The organism is Pseudomonas sp. SWRI50 (assembly GCF_014269095.1).
Lineage (GTDB): Bacteria > Pseudomonadota > Gammaproteobacteria > Pseudomonadales > Pseudomonadaceae > Aquipseudomonas > Aquipseudomonas kermanshahensis.
The window spans coordinates 29,590-46,342 of record NZ_JABWRW010000031.1 but is presented as its reverse complement, the minus strand read 5'-3'; the positions used below and the strand labels follow the sequence as shown (position 1 = coordinate 46,342).

Genomic DNA, 16,753 nt, shown 5'->3' with positions numbered 1-16,753 from the left:
TTCAAAAGATTTCTGGAAAATCACTGAATTCCCTGGAGCAGTTCGCCGAGCGCTGCCGAAGCTGAAGGACCTTCAGTCGCTCATCTGGCCGGCAAAAGCCAGCTCAATCGATGTAATTTGCCTACAAGAAAACACAATTACTCCTATCAGACCTTTCGTGCTAGGCTTCCGCGTTCTTGCAGCCTTTGGTGCCATTTCTATGTGGGTTCCTCACTACAGCGACCTGGCGCAGCCGGTCTATCTGATGATCGCCGACGCCCTTGAACAGGACATCGGCAGCGGCCGACTGAGCGCTGGCGATCGCCTGCCGACCCTCAAGGACTTGGCCGAATCATTGAACGTGACGCCTGGCACCATTGGGCGCGCCTATGACGAAGCCGCCAAACGGGGCCTGGTGGTGGGCGAGGTCGGCCGCGGCACCTTTGTGTTGCAGCAACGCCCGGCGCATGCGCCAGCCTCGGCAGCACGCCCCATGCCTGCGCCAGCCGAGCGCGAGAGTGGCCAGATCGACCTTTCGATCATCAAACCCAATGACGCGCACATGACCGACTGGTTGCGCGGGGCAATAAACGAACTGGCAGCATCTCCCGACCTGGCCCAGGTGCTCGATTACGTCACCGAGGGTGGTCACGCGACGCACAAGCAGGCCGGTGCGGCCTGGATTCAACGCTGGCTACCCGAAGCGAACTGGCAGCAGGTGGTGCTGACCTCGGGCGCCCAACACGGGCTGCTGGTGGCCATCAGCAGTTTGTCCAAGAACGATGACGTCATCCTGTGCGAGTCATTCTGCTACCCGGGCATCATTTCCCTGGCGCACAGCATGGGGCGCCGCCTGCGCGGCGTGGCCATGGACGAGCACGGTTTAATTCCCGAGGCCTTGCGCGCGGCGTGCCAGGAACACCGCCCTTCCCTGCTGGTGTGCGTGACCACCCACCAGAACCCCACCAACTCGATCATGCCCCACGCGCGCCGTGAAGCCATCGCCGAGATCGCCCGCGAGTTCGACCTGTTCATCGTCGATGACGATATCTATGGCTTCCTTGAACCGGCCCCTGATTACAAACCGTTGGCGGCCTATGCCCCAGAGCGCTCGGTGTACCTGACCAGCTTGTCCAAAAGCGTGCTCCCCGCGCTGCGGATCGGTTACCTCTATGCCCCGCCCCAAACCCTTTCGCGGCTCTCGTCGATGGTGCGCAGCAGCGTCTGGATGCCCTCGCCGTTGATGGCGCAACTGGCCAGCAACCTGATCAACAGCGGCATGGCCGACCAACTGGTGCAGGTGCAGCAGGACGAAGCGGCCGCGCGCCAGCAAATGGCCCGCGAGATCCTGGGTAACTACAAGGTCCGCAGCCAGCCCAACAGTTTCCATCTTTGGCTGGAGCTGCCCGAGCCGTGGACCAGCGACGAATTTGCCAACCTGGCGCGCAACAACGGCGTCACGGTGGTGAGTGGCAGTCAGTTCCTTCCGGAGCGCAGCGCTGCCACCTGCGGCGTGCGTATCGCACTGATGACGCCAAGCCGCGCGGAGTTGGGCTTTGCTCTGACCAAGCTGGTCAGCTTGCTGGATTCGCCGGAGCCGCGGCTTTTTTACTAGGTTTTTGTACGAAAAGTATGGTCATCCATTGTTGTGGGAGCGGGCTTGCCCCGCGATCTGCCGCAACGCGGCAGCAAAGCCTGAATTCGCGGCGACTTTGACGCTGGGTCGGTTGCCACATTGCATACTTGCAAGCAGTGAACACCGCCACAGATCACGTAAAATCCCGCCAGGCACTCTCCCGCTGAAGCAACTCAACCTGTATATAATCCTTGTTGCAATACACACCAAGGATGGAAACAGTGCGATTTACATGGATGAAAGCAATACTGGCCGCTCTATTGGTCAGCTGTAGTGTTCTTGCGGTTGCGGGTGATAAGGAATGGAGTATTGGGAATATTGTGCCACCCAATGCATCTGCCACTGCACTTTGCCAGGCGTTTAGTACGAAATACGAATATGACTATCTCGGCATTGGCCCGGTAAGCCGGCCAGAGCCAAAAGTCGACCTCTACATGGCGAAATGTTTATTCCGCTTACCGAGGGCCTTTTGGAGGTGGTTCCACAAACAAGGTGACATGAATGATCTGAAGGGGCCTAATGGGCAGGTTTCGAAAGATGTAGCCGATGAGTACCACAAGGAGTGGTTGGAAAAAGGTAAGCCTAAGCCAGATAACAAGGGCGGGGGCGGGGGAATTGACGATATTCTAAACTTAGTACCTCCGCTAATACTTCCTCCTGGCTTTGAAGAGGCCTGCGAGGTGCATCCTACAATGTTCGGCTGCCCAAAGCCTAAACTTCCAATGTGCTAATTTTACAAGGTACCTAAGATGATTTATGAATGCAGCCTTGAGATTGTAATAAAAAATACTGACTGTTCAGAGCTTGCTGCATTGGCGATGAAACTGCCCAATAAATATATGAGTAGCGCAAGTTCAAAAACGGGTCATCTATCCATATCGATAAATGATTTCGATTTTAATGACTGGCTGGTGTTCGATAAAACTGCATGCGATTTTATCGAAGGGTTGAAGGTTCTTGGAGAAAGATTGGCGCTAGAGGATTCAGTTTTTAGGATTGCTGTTTATTACAGCCTTGATGAAACCGTAGTACTTCCATTAAAGTTTTCTAAGTCTTTGGTTAAGTTGATTTCAGAACTGTCTCTTTCACTCGACATGACAGGCTATCCATGTTCAGACGAAAGCTAATTCCTACAGTCGGACCATCTAATCTCAGTCTTGTAGGGTGGGTTATTTACCCGCGAGAAAAAGAGCGCTACGACTTGCCCCCCCGGTGTAGCGCTCCCCCCAATCTCCCGTCCTTCAGTCCCATCTCGCAGTCTCTCAATTACCTCTTCCATCGGTGATGGCGGAAGCTGTCCTATTCTTGTCCCACATCTGTCCTAAATCAGTATCAATCAATCCTGTCCTACCTCCCCGCAGGCAGCAGCTAATGGCACTGCAATTAAGGTTGATTAATGTATGATCATAGAAGATTTCAAAAACAGTATATGCCTTGAAAGCTACACTAGCTCACACGGATATTATGGATATTTTTATTACATTGGCAACAAGATAAGGCACGGGGGCGAGATTGCAATATCCATACTTGACAACCTAGTTAGGAAAGAGATTGAATTTGGAGTTTCCGCAATATCAAGCCTGACTCTAGGTTGTGATATAAGCGACCTGAAACCCCTGTATGAATACAGCGATTCAGATGTGAAGAAATTTATCGAGCCGCTATTAAGCTCACCCTATAGCATTGTTGACGGCGATGGATTCAGGAATGTACCAATTACAGAGGAGAATATAAATCTTCTCTATAAAGCCTATTATATCCAAATGACACTGGGCGGGCTTTGCGGACATATTTTCATCTATTTTGAGAGGCTTGGATTGTTTATATACCCGCATGACGATGTGGGCCTTGGATTTATTTCCACCAAGGTGAACCCAAGTGTGAATATATTTGACCCAGTAGATCGTGAGTTATTCAATATTCAGGTATTAGGTCAACGGAATCACAATCAACAAGGCCAGTAAATCGGGGAGCGGCCTACAAGATAAGCCCCCAAGGATCTTGATGAAATACTCGAGACAATTCACCTAATCATTACGCATCTGGTTTTGAGGAAGCATGTGAAGCGAATCCATCATGTTCGGCTACCAAACCCCAAAGATTCCTACGTGCTAATCAGGAGCAAAATGGAAAAAGATAGCTGAGTGCACACCAGAAATTAGGACAATAAAAATATTACCTGATGAAATACGCGAATTACGTGAAAGATTATGACGCGTAGATCGCTTGGCCTATGTACAGATCAACGACCAATTGGCGGCGCAGTACCGGTACAACAGCCTTGGCCAGCGCGTCGCCAAAATTACCAGCCAAGGCTTTACCACTTACTTGTAGGGCTTGAATCAGGATCCGCAGGGTTCAGGACAACAGACGTTGCTCAACCTGTGCTTTCCTGGGCAGTACTACGACGCTGAGAGCGGGCTGCACTACAATTACTTCCGTGGTCATGACCCGCAGACTTGGCGGTATGTCGAAAGTGATGCTATTGGCTTATCCGGCGGACTGAATACTAATGGGATTCTTAGCGAGGCAAAATGATTAATTGGACTGAACACCTTGTCGACCCGACAGCACTTAACTCCCTATACGGGGAGGACACGCCCTTACTAAAAGGTGTCAATGTGCATGGCATTGAAATTCAGCGTGATGGCCCAAAAGTCCTCCTAAGGTTTGACCTGAGGGAATTCCCCAATCACCCACCCACAAAGTGGAAAACCGCAGGATTCAACCGCATCCAGTTAAGACTGCTAGCCGTAGGCGTCAGAGAACTGCAAATTTCTGGCATGCAATCAAACTGCATGCTTGACCTAAACATTACGAAAGAAAACGGTATTATTCGTCTGAATGCTGATAACGGGGCTCTAAAATTGGAGATTACCGCTGAGCACGTCATGATAGACGGCGTAAGTGCTTACTGTGATGTATAACTTCTGTCGACACACTGCAGAAACGAAAGGCCCCGCTAGCGCGGGGCCTTTCAAAGACTGTTGTACAAACTCGTCTTTATCGTTGCTTAGAACGGAATATCGTCATCAAAGCTGTCAAAGTCAGCCGCCGGCTGCGGCGCTGGCTGCTGCGGCGCTGGGCGCTGAGGAGCCTGTTGCGGGCGCTGGGCCTGCTGACGTGGTGGCGCCTGGTTGTATTGTTGCTGCTGGCCACCCTGGTTGTAGTTGTTGCCACCACCCTGGTTGTACTGGTCGCCGCCACCTTGCTGGTTCTGCGGACGGCCGCCCAGCAGCTGCATGGTGCCGTTGATGTCGACGATGATCTCGGTGGTGTAGCGCTTGATGCCGTCTTTTTCCCACTCGCGGGTCTGCAGCTTGCCTTCGATGTACACCTGCGAACCCTTGCGCAGGTATTCGCCGGCGATTTCGGCAACCTTGCCGAACAGCGACACACGGTGCCACTCGGTACGCTCGACCTTCTGGCCCGACTGCTTGTCGGTCCACTGCTCGCTGGTAGCCAGGCTCAGGTTGGTCACGGCGTTACCGTTGGGCAGGTAGCGGACTTCGGGATCCTGGCCACAGGTGCCGACCAGAATGACTTTGTTAACCCCACGGGCCATAACGTTCTCCTAGGCTTCGCACGCCGAAGAGGCTGGGTTCACCAGACGCTCGAGGGTCGTACGGTCCAAAATTTTCGTATCCAGTTTGATATAGATGGCGGCTTCTTCTGCCACCACAACGGCGTCGGTCACACCCGGCACGGCCATCAGGCGTTCGGTCAACCCGGCTTCCCGGACTGCCTCGGGCGTCAGCGGCATGCGCAGGCTGGTCACATACGGCGGCTCGTTCATGCGCAACGCGACGACCAACCATACGGCACACAGCAGCGCGCAACCGAGGAACACCATGTTCAGCCCACCGTGCTGGAACAACCAGCCACCGAGGATGCCCCCCAGGGCGGCGCCCAGGAACTGGCTGGTGGAGTACACCCCCATCGCCGTTCCCTTGCCACCCGCAGGCGACACCTTGCTCACCAACGAAGGCAGCGAGGCTTCCAGCAGGTTGAATGCGGTAAAGAATACCACGGTGCCAATCACCAGTCCGCGCAAGTTGTCAGCCCACTGCCAGAAGAACACCTCGACCAGCAGCAACACACTGACCGCTCCGGCCAGTACGCGTTTCATCTTGCGCTTTTTTTCGCCGTAGATGATGAACGGGATCATTGCAAAAAATGAGATGAACAGCGCGGTCAGGTAGACCCACCAGTGCTCTTCCTTGGGCAGGCCGCCACGCTCGACGAAGGCCAAGGGCAGTGCGACGAAGCTGGCCATGAGGATGGCGTGGAGGATGAAGATACTGATGTCCAGGCGCAGAAGGTCCGGATGGCGCAGGGTCGGGCCCAGTGCCTGGCGGGCAACGCCCGACTCACGGTGCTGCAAGGTGCTGTGAGTGCTAGGCACGACGAAGGCGATCAGCAGGGTGCCCACCAGCGCAAGCCCTGCCGTGGACAAGAACAATCCTGACAGCCCGTAGGCACGGGTCAACAGCGGGCCGACGACCATGGCGACAGCGAACGACAGGCCGATGCTCATGCCGATCATGGCCATGGCCTTGGTGCGATGCTGTTCCCGGGTCAGGTCGGACAGCAGTGCCATGACGGCGGCGGAAATCGCCCCCGCGCCCTGCAGAATGCGCCCGGCGATGACCCCCCAGATAGAGTCGGCCTGGGCCGCCAGCACGCTGCCCAGGGCGAAGATCACCAGCCCCAGGTAAATTACCGGGCGCCGGCCGATGCGGTCGGACACCATGCCGAACGGGATCTGCAGGACCGCCTGGGTAAGGCCGTAGGCGCCAATGGCCAGGCCAATCAGCGCGGGTGTGGCACCGGCCAGGTCCATGCCGTAGGTGGCCAGCACCGGCAAGACCATGAACATGCCCAGCATACGAAAGGCAAAGACCAGGGCCAGGCCGCCTGCGGCGCGGGTTTCGCTGCCACTCATGCGCTCGTTGTGGGTGTCGTGCATGGATTAACCTCGTGTGAACCGGCGGCGATTCTATCAGTCCGACAGCTTGACGGCATATACGCGACGCTTTGCCGCGTACTGGCAGCGCGCCGTATACTTCTTTGTTTATGCCCGCCGAGCGAGGCCGCAGTGGACAAGATCCTGATTCGTGGGGCACGTACCCACAACCTGAAGAACATCGACCTGACCCTGCCGCGGGACAAGCTGATCGTCATCACCGGCCTGTCCGGGTCCGGCAAGTCCTCACTGGCGTTCGACACACTGTACGCCGAAGGCCAGCGCCGTTATGTCGAATCCCTGTCGGCCTATGCCCGGCAGTTCCTGTCGATGATGGAAAAGCCCGACGTCGACACCATCGAAGGCCTCTCCCCGGCCATTTCCATCGAGCAGAAGTCGACCTCGCACAACCCCCGCTCCACCGTCGGCACCATCACCGAGATCTACGACTACCTGCGCCTGCTTTACGCCCGCGTTGGCACGCCGCGCTGCCCGGACCACGACATCCCGCTGGAGGCGCAGACCGTCAGCCAGATGGTCGACCTGGTACTGGAGCGCCCCGAAGGCAGCAAGCTGATGCTGCTGGCACCGGTGATCCGCGAGCGCAAGGGCGAGCACTTGGCCGTGTTCGACGAGCTGCGCGCCCAGGGCTTCGTCCGCGCGCGGGTCAACGGCAAGCTCTACGAGCTCGATGAGCTGCCCAAGCTGGATAAACAGAAGAAGCACAGCATCGATGTGGTGGTAGACCGCTTCAAGGTCCGCGCCGACCTGCAGCAGCGTCTGGCCGAGTCGTTCGAGACGGCACTCAAATTGGCCGACGGTATCGCCTTGGTGGCGCCGATGGACGACGAAGAAGGCGAAGAGATGATCTTCTCCGCCCGCTTCGCCTGCCCGGTCTGTGGCCATGCGATCAGTGAGCTGGAGCCCAAGCTGTTCTCCTTCAACAACCCGGCCGGTGCTTGTCCGACCTGTGACGGCCTGGGGGTCAAACAGTTCTTCGACACCAAACGCCTGGTCAACACCGAGCTGACCCTGGCCGAGGGCGCTATACGCGGCTGGGACCGGCGCAACGTCTATTACTTCCAGATGCTTGGCTCGCTGGCCGCGCACTACGGGTTCAGCCTTGAGGCGCCGTTCGGCGAGCTGTCGGCCGAGCACCAGAAGGTGATCCTGCAAGGCAGCGGCAAGCAGAGCGTCGACTTCAAATACCTCAATGACCGCGGCGACATCGTCAAACGCTCGCACCCGTTCGAAGGCATCGTGCCGAACCTGGAGCGGCGCTACCGCGAGACCGAGTCGGCCACCGTGCGTGAAGAGCTGGCCAAACTGCTCGGCACCCAACCCTGCCCTGACTGCCGCGGCACCCGTCTGCGGCGCGAAGCTCGGCACGTGTGGGTGGGCGAAAAAACCCTACCGGCCGTCACCAACCTGCCGATCGGTGAAGCCAGCAGCTACTTCGGCGAGCTGACCCTGACCGGGCGCCGTGGTGAAATTGCAGCGAAAATTCTCAAGGAAATCTGCGAGCGCCTGCAGTTTCTGGTCAACGTCGGCCTGGACTACCTCACCCTGGACCGCAGCGCCGACACACTATCGGGTGGTGAGGCCCAGCGCATCCGCCTGGCCAGCCAGATCGGTGCGGGCCTGGTCGGGGTGATGTACATCCTCGATGAACCGTCCATCGGTCTTCATCAACGTGACAACGACCGCTTGCTGGCCACCCTCAACCACCTGCGCGACCTGGGCAATACGGTCATCGTGGTGGAACACGACGAAGACGCTATTCGTTTAGCCGACTATGTGGTGGACATCGGCCCGGGTGCCGGGGTGCATGGCGGCCAGATCGTCGCCGAGGGCACGCCCGAGGAGGTCATGGCGCATCCTGACTCGCTGACTGGCAAATACCTGTCCGGGCGCAAGAAAATCGTCGTCCCAGCCAAACGCACGCCACGCGACAAGAAACTCTCGCTGAAGCTCAAGGGCGCGCGCGGTAACAACCTGCAGAACGTCGACCTGGAAATCCCGATCGGCCTGCTGACCTGCGTAACGGGCGTGTCGGGTTCGGGCAAATCGACCCTGATCAACAACACCCTGTACCCGCTCGCCGCTACCGCGCTCAACGGCGCGAGCAGCCTGGAAGCCGCGCCGCACAGCAGCATGGATGGCATGCAGCACCTGGACAAAGTGGTGGATATCGACCAGAGCCCGATTGGTCGCACACCGCGTTCGAACCCGGCAACCTACACCGGCATTTTCACGCCGATCCGCGAGCTGTTCTCGGGTGTTCCAGAATCGCGCTCACGCGGCTACGGCCCAGGGCGCTTCTCGTTCAACGTCAAGGGCGGCCGTTGCGAGGCCTGCCAGGGCGATGGCCTGATCAAGGTCGAGATGCACTTCCTGCCCGACATCTACGTGCCGTGCGACGTGTGCAAAAGCAAGCGCTACAACCGCGAAACCCTGGAGATCAAGTACAAGGGCAAGAACATCCACGAGGTGCTGGAAATGACCATCGAGGACGCCCGCGAGTTCTTCGACGCGGTCCCGGCGTTAGCGCGCAAGCTGCAAACCCTGATGGACGTAGGCCTGTCCTACATCAAGCTGGGCCAGTCGGCGACTACCTTGTCGGGCGGTGAGGCTCAGCGGGTGAAGCTGTCCCGCGAGCTGTCCAAGCGCGATACCGGCAAGACCCTGTATATCCTCGACGAGCCAACCACGGGCCTGCACTTTGCCGATATCCAGCAGTTGCTCGATGTGCTGCACCGCCTGCGCGACCACGGCAACACCGTGGTGGTGATCGAGCACAACCTGGACGTGATCAAGACCGCCGACTGGCTGGTGGACTTGGGGCCGGAAGGTGGCTCCAAAGGTGGGCAGATCATTGCCAGCGGTACACCGGAAGAACTGGCCAAGATGAAGCAGTCCTACACCGGGCATTACCTCAAGCCGCTGTTGGAGCGTGACCGGGCCTGATTCGCCTGTGCATAAAAAAGCCCCTGGCACCGTAAGTGCCAGGGGCTTTTTATTGACTGTGGATAACTTACATCTGCGACTGCAGGTAGTTCTCCAGGCCGATAACCTTGATCAGGCCCTGCTGCTTCTCCAGCCAGTAGGTGTGATCTTCTTCGGTATCGGCCAACTGCGCGCGCAAGATGTCGCGGCTGATGTAGTCCTTGTGCAGCTCGCACAGCTCGATGCCTTTGCACAGCGCGGCGCGGACCTTGTATTCCAGCTTGAGGTCGGCTTCGATCATCTCCGGCACGGTGCTGCCGACTTCGAGGTCATCCGCGCGCATGTCGGGGGTGCCTTCGAGCATGAGGATACGGCGCATCAGCGCGTCGGCGTGCTGCGTTTCTTCTTCCATCTCGTGGTTGATGCGCTCGTAGAGCTTGGACAGGCCCCAGTCTTCATACATACGCGAGTGAATGAAGTACTGGTCGCGTGCTGCCAGTTCGCCCTTCAGCAACGTGACGAGGTAGTTGATTACGTCCGGGTGACCTTGCATCGCCCTGCTTCTCCATGTGAAAACATCAATGGACATAGTGTGAACCACGTTTTGCTCGCGGTCACTGAAAAACGCGCAATTAGATGCAAAAAATCGGTTAAACAGTAGTGATATTCATTGAAAAACCGCCCAAATGAGGGCGGTTCTTCTTATCACTTCGACTTAGGCGAGATTCACGCCCAGCGCCTTGGCAATGCCCTCACCGTAGGCCGGGTCAGCCTTGAAGAAGTACTGCAACTGGCGTTGGATGACATCGTCGCTCACGCCTGCCATGGCGCCCGCGATGTTGTTGATCAGCAGGGCCTTCTGGTGTTCGTTCATCAAGCGGAACAGTGCACCGGCGTGGCTGTAGTAGTCATTGTCCTCACGGTGATCGTAGCGATCAGCCGAGCCATTCAGGGCCAGGGCAGGCTCAGCATGGCGTGGCGACTGCTTGGGTGCATCGCCATAGCTATTGGGCTCGTAGTTCGGCGCGCTGCCGTAGCTGCCAATAGCCATCGAACCATCACGCTGGTAGCTGTTGACCGCAGAGCGCGGTGCGTTGACCGGCAACTGCTGGTGGTTGGTGCCCACGCGGTAGCGGTGTGCATCGGCGTAGGCGAACACCCGGCCCTGCAGCATGCGGTCAGGCGACAGCCCGACACCTGGGACCATGTTGCTCGGACCAAACGCCGCTTGCTCGACCTCAGCGAAGTAGTTGAGCGGGTTACGGTTGAGCTCCAGTACGCCCACCTCAATCAGCGGATAATCCTTCTGCGACCAGGTCTTGGTCACATCGAACGGGTTCTCGTCACGGCTGGCGGCCTCGGCCTCAGTCATCACCTGGATGCACACGGTCCAGCGCGGGTAGTCGCCGCGCTCGATGGCCTCGAACAGGTCGCGCTGGGCGTAGTCCGGGTCTGTACCGGCCAAGCGTGCAGCGTCAGCAGGGGCGAGGTTCTTGATGCCTTGCTGGGTCTTGAAGTGCCACTTCACCCAGGTACGTTCACCGGCGGCGCTGATCAGGCTGTAGGTGTGGCTGCCAAACCCGTGCATGTGACGGTAGCCGTCCGGGATGCCGCGGTCAGAGAACAGGATGGTGACCTGGTGCAGCGCCTCGGGCGAGTGTGACCAGAAGTCCCACATCATTTGCGCGTTCTTCAGGTTGGACTGCGGGTGGCGCTTCTGGGTGTGGATAAAGTCCGGGAACTTGAGCGGGTCACGGATGAAGAACACCGGGGTGTTGTTGCCAACGATGTCCCAGTTGCCTTCCTCGGTATAGAACTTGACGGCGAAACCACGCGGATCACGCTCGGTGTCAGCCGAACCACGTTCGCCACCGACCGTGGAGAAGCGCAGGAAGGTTTCGGTCTCCTTGCCGACCTGTTCGAACAGCTTGGCGCTGGTGTAGCCGGTGATGTCGCGGGTAACGGTAAAGGTGCCGTACGCGCCCGAACCCTTGGCGTGAACACGACGTTCTGGGATGTTCTCGCGGTTGAAGTGGGCGAGCTTCTCGATCAGGTGGAAATCGTCGAGCAGCAGCGGGCCGCGGGGGCCGGCAGAGCGGGAATTCTGGTTGTCAGCTACAGGTGCACCGCTGGCGGTGGTGAGAATCTTGCTCATGGGCTCTCCTTATCGGTCTAGAACTGCCGGCTAATCGGCTTGGATAGGAGTATTGACGAGCGGTCGCTTCAGGACAAATTCATTACATGACTTGTATCAATAGAAATTAACAATACTTGCAGACACAAAAAACCGGGCACAAGGCCCGGTTCTTTGTAGCAGACAGAACGTCTTACTCGGCAGCTTCTACAGCACCACCGACTGGACGATCAACCAGCTCGACGTACGCCATAGGCGCGTTGTCGCCAGCGCGGAAACCGCACTTCAGGATGCGCAGGTAGCCGCCCTGACGGGTGGCGTAACGCTTGCCCAGATCGTTGAACAGTTTGCCAACAGCGGACTTCGAACGGGTACGGTCGAAGGCCAGACGACGGTTAGCAACGCTGTCTTCCTTGGCCAGGGTGATCAGCGGCTCGGCAACGCGGCGCAGTTCCTTGGCTTTCGGCAGGGTGGTTTTGATCAGCTCGTGCTCGATCAGCGACACAGCCATGTTCTGGAACATAGCTTTGCGGTGAGAGCTGGTACGGCTCAGGTGACGTCCACTTTTACGATGACGCATGATTCATTCCTTACCAAACACTACGTTCGGTGATTACGACGATCAGGCGGTCGCCTTGTCGTCTTTCTTAAGACTTGCAGGCGGCCAGTTGTCGAGGCGCATGCCGAGAGACAGACCACGAGAGGCCAGGACGTCCTTGATTTCAGTCAGGGACTTCTTGCCCAGGTTAGGAGTCTTCAACAGCTCTACTTCGGTACGCTGAATCAGGTCGCCGATGTAGTAGATGTTCTCCGCCTTGAGGCAGTTGGCCGAACGTACAGTCAGTTCCAGGTCGTCAACCGGACGCAGCAGGATCGGATCGATCTCGTCTTCCTGCTCGACTACGACAGGCTCACTGTCACCTTTGAGGTCGACGAACGCGGCCAGCTGCTGTTGCAGGATGGTCGCAGCGCGGCGGATTGCCTCTTCAGGATCCAGGGTGCCGTTGGTTTCCAGATCAATGACCAGCTTGTCCAAGTTGGTACGCTGTTCAACACGGGCGTTTTCGACCACATAGGCGATACGACGCACCGGGCTGAACGAAGCGTCCAACTGCAGACGGCCAATGCTACGGCTTTCGTCTTCGTCGGTTTGACGGGAGTCGGCCGGCTCGTAACCACGACCACGAGCTACGGTGAGCTTCATGTTCAGGGCGCCGTTCGACGCCAGGTTCGCGATTACGTGATCGGGGTTGACGATCTCGACATCGTGATCCAGCTGAATATCGGCAGCGGTAACCACCCCCGAACCCTTTTTCGACAAGGTCAGCGTAACTTCGTCACGACCGTGCAGTTTGATAGCCAGGCCTTTCAGGTTCAACAGGATTTCAATTACGTCTTCCTGAACACCTTCGATCGCGGAGTACTCATGGAGTACGCCATCGATCTCGGCCTCGACTACTGCACAGCCAGGCATGGAGGACAACAGGATGCGGCGCAGCGCGTTGCCCAGGGTATGGCCGAAGCCACGCTCGAGAGGCTCGAGCGTGATCTTGGCGCGGGTCGGACTGACTACCTGCACATCAATGTGGCGGGGAGTCAGGAACTCATTTACCGAAATCTGCATGGATGCACCTATTTTCTAGCCCTTACTTGGAGTAGAGCTCGACAATCAGGTTCTCGTTGATGTCGGCAGACAGGTCGCTGCGAGCAGGAACGTTCTTGAAAACGCCCGACTTTTTAGCAGCATCCACGTCAACCCACTCAACGCGGCCACGCTGGGCGCACAGTTCAAGGGCTTGAACAATGCGCAGCTGGCTCAGCGACTTCTCGCGAACCGCGACCACGTCACCCGGACGAACTTGGTAGGATGGAATGTTTACAGTCTTACCGTTGACGCTGATCGCTTTGTGCGAAACCAGCTGACGGGACTCGGAACGAGTCGAGCCGAAGCCCATACGGTAGACGACGTTATCCAGACGGCACTCGAGCAGTTGCAGCAGGTTCTCACCGGTTGCGCCTTTTTTCGAGGCAGCAGCTTGGTAGTAACCGCGGAACTGACGCTCCAGAACACCGTAGATACGACGGACTTTTTGTTTCTCGCGCAGCTGGGTACCGTAGTCGGACTGACGGCCACGGCGCTGGCCGTGGATACCTGGGGCTGCTTCGATGTTGCACTTCGATTCCAGAGCGCGAACGCCGCTCTTCAGGAACAGATCGGTGCCTTCACGACGAGACAGTTTGCATTTTGGACCAATGTAACGTGCCATTCTTCTGTCTCCTGATTACACGCGACGCTTCTTCGGCGGACGGCACCCGTTGTGCGGGATTGGCGTCACGTCGGTGATGCTGGCGATCTTGTAGCCGCAGCTGTTCAATGCACGAACGGCGGACTCACGACCTGGACCTGGACCCTTGACGTTAACGTCGAGGTTCTTCAGACCGTATTCCAGCGCAGCTTGACCAGCACGCTCAGCAGCGATCTGTGCTGCGAACGGGGTGGATTTGCGCGAACCACGGAAACCCGAACCACCGGAGGTCGCCCAGGACAAAGCATTGCCCTGACGGTCGGTGATGGTCACGATGGTGTTGTTGAAAGACGCATGGATGTGGGCGATGCCATCAACCACTGTCTTTTTGACTTTCTTACGAGGACGAGCAGCAGGTTTTGCCATGTCTATATTCCTGGGCGGTTACTTGCGGATCGGCTTACGCGGGCCCTTACGGGTGCGTGCGTTGGTCTTGGTGCGCTGACCGCGAACCGGCAGACCTTTACGATGACGCAGGCCGCGGTAGCAACCCAGGTCCATCAAGCGCTTGATCTTCATGTTGATGTCACGACGCAGGTCACCTTCGGTGGTGAACTTCGCGACTTCGCCACGCAGGGTTTCGATTTGCTCGTCGCTCAGATCCTTGATCTTAGCGGCTGGGTTTACACCAGCGTCTGCACAGATCTTCTGCGCAGTTGTGCGACCGACACCATAGATGTAGGTCAGCGAGATAACAGTATGCTTGTTATCTGGAATGTTGACGCCTGCAATACGGGCCATTCAGTGGGACTCCAATTGACAGCTACCTACGCCCCGGAAGCCAAGAAATAGGGCGCGAGATAATATCGCTGTAGAAACGAATAATCAACCCAGCAGCACACTAGCTGCTGGGTTTGAAGCGACGATCACACTCAGCCTTGGCGCTGTTTGTGACGCGGTTCCGCGCTGCAGATCACTCGTACGACGCCTTCGCGACGGATGATCTTGCAGTTACGGCACAGCTTTTTCACCGATGCACGAACTTTCATTACCGACTCCTCGAACCTTAGGGGCGTATCAGCGCAGCAAACCGCTGCCACCGTAGCCTTTCAGGTTGGCTTTCTTCATCAGGGATTCGTACTGGTGCGAAACGAGGTGCGATTGTACTTGGGACATGAAGTCCATCACAACCACTACCACAATCAGCAACGAGGTCCCGCCAAGGTAGAACGGCACATTTGCTGCCACCACCAGGAACTGGGGCAGAAGGCAGACGGCCATCATGTAAAGAGCACCGAACATGGTCAAACGGGTCAGAACGCCATCAATGTAGCGAGCCGACTGTTCACCAGGACGGATACCCGGAATAAAGGCACCGGACTTCTTCAGGTTTTCCGCTACGTCTTTCGGATTGAACATCAGCGCTGTGTAGAAGAAGCAGAAGAAAATGATCCCTGCACTAAACAGCAAGATGTTCAACGGCTGACCAGGAGCGATCGACTGCGAGATGTCCTGCAACCAGCCCATACCTTCGGACTGACCGAACCAGGCACCCAGCGAAGCCGGGAACAGCAAAATGCTGCTGGCGAAAATAGCCGGGATAACCCCCGCCATGTTCACCTTCAACGGCAAGTGGCTGGTCTGCGCAGCGAAGACCTTGCGGCCCTGCTGACGCTTGGCGTAGTGAACGGCGATACGACGCTGACCACGCTCAATGAACACCACGAAACCGATAATCGCTACTGCCAGCAAACCGATTGCGACCAGGGCGAAAATGTTGATATCGCCTGTACGCGCAGACTCGAAAGACTGCCCGATTGCTCTCGGAAGACCGGCAACGATACCTGCGAAGATCAACATCGAGATACCGTTGCCCACACCGCGCTCGGTGATCTGCTCGCCCAGCCACATCATGAACATCGCGCCGGCCACAAACGTGGAAACCGCGACGACATGGAAGCCCAGGCCGACAGAAAACGCCACGCCCTGGTTGGCCAGGCCAATGGACATGCCAATGGCTTGGACCAGCGCCAGGATAACGGTGCCGTAGCGGGTGTACTGGCTGATCTTGCGACGGCCAGCTTCACCTTCCTTCTTCAACTGCTCCAGTTGCGGGCTGACCGCCGTCATCAGCTGCATGATGATCGATGCCGAAATGTACGGCATGATCCCCAGTGCAAAGATGCTCATGCGCTCAAGCGCGCCACCGGAAAACATGTTGAACAAGCTAAGAATGGTCCCCTCATTCTGCCGAAACAGATCCGCCAGACGGTCCGGATTGATGCCTGGAACCGGGATATGCGCACCTATCCGATAGACGATGATCGCCATGAACAGAAAGCGCAGACGAGCCCAGAGTTCCGACATCCCGCCCTTACCGAGCGAAGAGAGAGCACCTTGCTTAGCCATTTATTCCTCGAATTTGCCGCCAGCTGCTTCGATAGCCGCACGCGCACCCTTGGTGGCTGCGATGCCCTTGATGGTGACTGCGCGAGTAACTTCGCCAGACAGCATGATTTTCACACGCTGAATGTGCTGGTTGATCACGTTGGCATCCTTCAGGGATTGCACGGAGATCACGTCGCCTTCCACTTTGGCCAGCTCGGACAGACGCACTTCTGCGCGGTCCATGGCTTTCAGGGAAACGAAGCCGAATTTCGGCAGACGACGGTGCAGCGGCTGTTGACCGCCTTCGAAGCCCGGAGCGATCGAACCACCCGAACGGGAGGTCTGACCTTTGTGGCCACGGCCGCCGGTCTTACCCAGACCGCTACCGATACCACGACCCGGACGATGCTTTTCGCGACGGGAACCCGGCGCTGGACTCAGATCATTGAGTTTCATCG

Annotated in this window: 18 protein-coding genes and 1 pseudogene; 7 read left to right on the top strand and 12 right to left on the bottom strand. The window is 57.4% G+C overall.

Features of this window, described 5'->3' with window-relative positions; genetic code table 11:
- The first annotated feature begins 199 nt into the window (after positions 1–199).
- The 6 genes and pseudogenes from HU750_RS24250 (at position 200) to HU750_RS24225 (ending at position 4,542) form a co-directional block, all read left to right on the top strand.
- Entirely contained in the window at positions 200–1,594 is a 1,395-nt protein-coding gene (locus tag HU750_RS24250; RefSeq protein WP_186682799.1) for an aminotransferase-like domain-containing protein, read from the top strand.
- Between the two features lie 257 nt (positions 1,595–1,851).
- A complete protein-coding gene (locus tag HU750_RS24245) occupies positions 1,852–2,346 on the top strand; it encodes a hypothetical protein (RefSeq protein WP_186682797.1) in 495 nt (164 codons plus the stop codon).
- Positions 2,347–2,364: 18 nt separating this feature from the next.
- Positions 2,365–2,742 (top strand): hypothetical protein, encoded by a 378-nt coding sequence (locus HU750_RS24240; RefSeq protein WP_186682795.1) that lies wholly within the window; start codon positions 2,365–2,367, stop codon positions 2,740–2,742.
- 273 nt (positions 2,743–3,015) lie between these two features.
- Positions 3,016–3,579: a hypothetical protein gene (locus tag HU750_RS24235; protein ID WP_186682793.1), complete on the top strand. Its 564-nt coding sequence runs from the start codon at positions 3,016–3,018 to the stop codon at positions 3,577–3,579.
- 259 nt (positions 3,580–3,838) lie between these two features.
- Positions 3,839–4,132, top strand: a pseudogene (locus HU750_RS24230) (RHS repeat-associated core domain-containing protein); the annotation flags it as partial.
- A 17-nt stretch (positions 4,133–4,149) separates the two neighbouring features.
- Positions 4,150–4,542, top strand: coding sequence for an Imm50 family immunity protein (locus HU750_RS24225; protein ID WP_186682791.1), 393 nt, complete (start codon positions 4,150–4,152; stop codon positions 4,540–4,542).
- A gap of 86 nt (positions 4,543–4,628) precedes the next feature.
- Here HU750_RS24225 and HU750_RS24220 read toward each other — a convergent pair whose 3' ends face one another.
- Together HU750_RS24220 and HU750_RS24215 are read right to left on the bottom strand one after the other, a co-directional pair.
- Positions 4,629–5,180 (bottom strand): single-stranded DNA-binding protein, encoded by a 552-nt coding sequence (locus tag HU750_RS24220; protein ID WP_027594878.1) that lies wholly within the window; start codon positions 5,178–5,180, stop codon positions 4,629–4,631.
- 9 nt (positions 5,181–5,189) lie between these two features.
- Entirely contained in the window at positions 5,190–6,584 is a 1,395-nt protein-coding gene (locus tag HU750_RS24215; protein WP_085274033.1) for an MFS transporter, read from the bottom strand.
- Between the two features lie 129 nt (positions 6,585–6,713).
- On the opposite strand from HU750_RS24215, the gene uvrA reads away from it, so the two are divergent.
- Positions 6,714–9,548 (top strand): excinuclease ABC subunit UvrA, encoded by a 2,835-nt coding sequence (gene uvrA, locus HU750_RS24210; protein ID WP_186682789.1) that lies wholly within the window; start codon positions 6,714–6,716, stop codon positions 9,546–9,548.
- 67 nt (positions 9,549–9,615) lie between these two features.
- On the opposite strand, the gene bfr is transcribed toward uvrA, so the two are convergent.
- The 10 genes from bfr to rplO form a co-directional block, all read right to left on the bottom strand.
- Positions 9,616–10,080 carry a bacterioferritin gene (gene bfr, locus HU750_RS24205; RefSeq protein ID WP_008089766.1) on the bottom strand — a complete coding sequence of 155 codons (465 nt, stop codon included), beginning with the start codon at positions 10,078–10,080 and terminating at the stop codon, positions 9,616–9,618.
- Positions 10,081–10,242: 162 nt separating this feature from the next.
- On the bottom strand, positions 10,243–11,682 hold the full coding sequence (locus tag HU750_RS24200; RefSeq protein ID WP_186682787.1) for a catalase: 1,440 nt from the start codon (positions 11,680–11,682) through the stop codon (positions 10,243–10,245).
- Between the two features lie 172 nt (positions 11,683–11,854).
- Complete coding sequence (rplQ, locus tag HU750_RS24195) at positions 11,855–12,241, bottom strand: 50S ribosomal protein L17 (protein ID WP_003255451.1); 387 nt, start codon at positions 12,239–12,241, stop codon at positions 11,855–11,857.
- Positions 12,242–12,283: 42 nt separating this feature from the next.
- Complete coding sequence (locus tag HU750_RS24190) at positions 12,284–13,285, bottom strand: DNA-directed RNA polymerase subunit alpha (RefSeq protein WP_003255452.1); 1,002 nt, start codon at positions 13,283–13,285, stop codon at positions 12,284–12,286.
- A gap of 22 nt (positions 13,286–13,307) precedes the next feature.
- A complete protein-coding gene (rpsD, locus tag HU750_RS24185) occupies positions 13,308–13,928 on the bottom strand; it encodes a 30S ribosomal protein S4 (RefSeq protein ID WP_009681977.1) in 621 nt (206 codons plus the stop codon).
- Between the two features lie 15 nt (positions 13,929–13,943).
- Positions 13,944–14,333 (bottom strand): 30S ribosomal protein S11, encoded by a 390-nt coding sequence (gene rpsK, locus HU750_RS24180; RefSeq protein ID WP_003255454.1) that lies wholly within the window; start codon positions 14,331–14,333, stop codon positions 13,944–13,946.
- An 18-nt stretch (positions 14,334–14,351) separates the two neighbouring features.
- Positions 14,352–14,708: a 30S ribosomal protein S13 gene (gene rpsM, locus HU750_RS24175; RefSeq protein ID WP_003255457.1), complete on the bottom strand. Its 357-nt coding sequence runs from the start codon at positions 14,706–14,708 to the stop codon at positions 14,352–14,354.
- Between the two features lie 131 nt (positions 14,709–14,839).
- A complete protein-coding gene (gene rpmJ, locus HU750_RS24170; protein WP_002555468.1) occupies positions 14,840–14,956 on the bottom strand; it encodes a 50S ribosomal protein L36 in 117 nt (38 codons plus the stop codon).
- A gap of 28 nt (positions 14,957–14,984) precedes the next feature.
- Positions 14,985–16,316, bottom strand: coding sequence for a preprotein translocase subunit SecY (gene secY / locus HU750_RS24165; RefSeq protein WP_003257108.1), 1,332 nt, complete (start codon positions 16,314–16,316; stop codon positions 14,985–14,987).
- Positions 16,317–16,751: a 50S ribosomal protein L15 gene (gene rplO, locus HU750_RS24160; RefSeq protein WP_003255461.1), complete on the bottom strand. Its 435-nt coding sequence runs from the start codon at positions 16,749–16,751 to the stop codon at positions 16,317–16,319.
- Positions 16,752–16,753 lie beyond the last annotated feature (2 nt).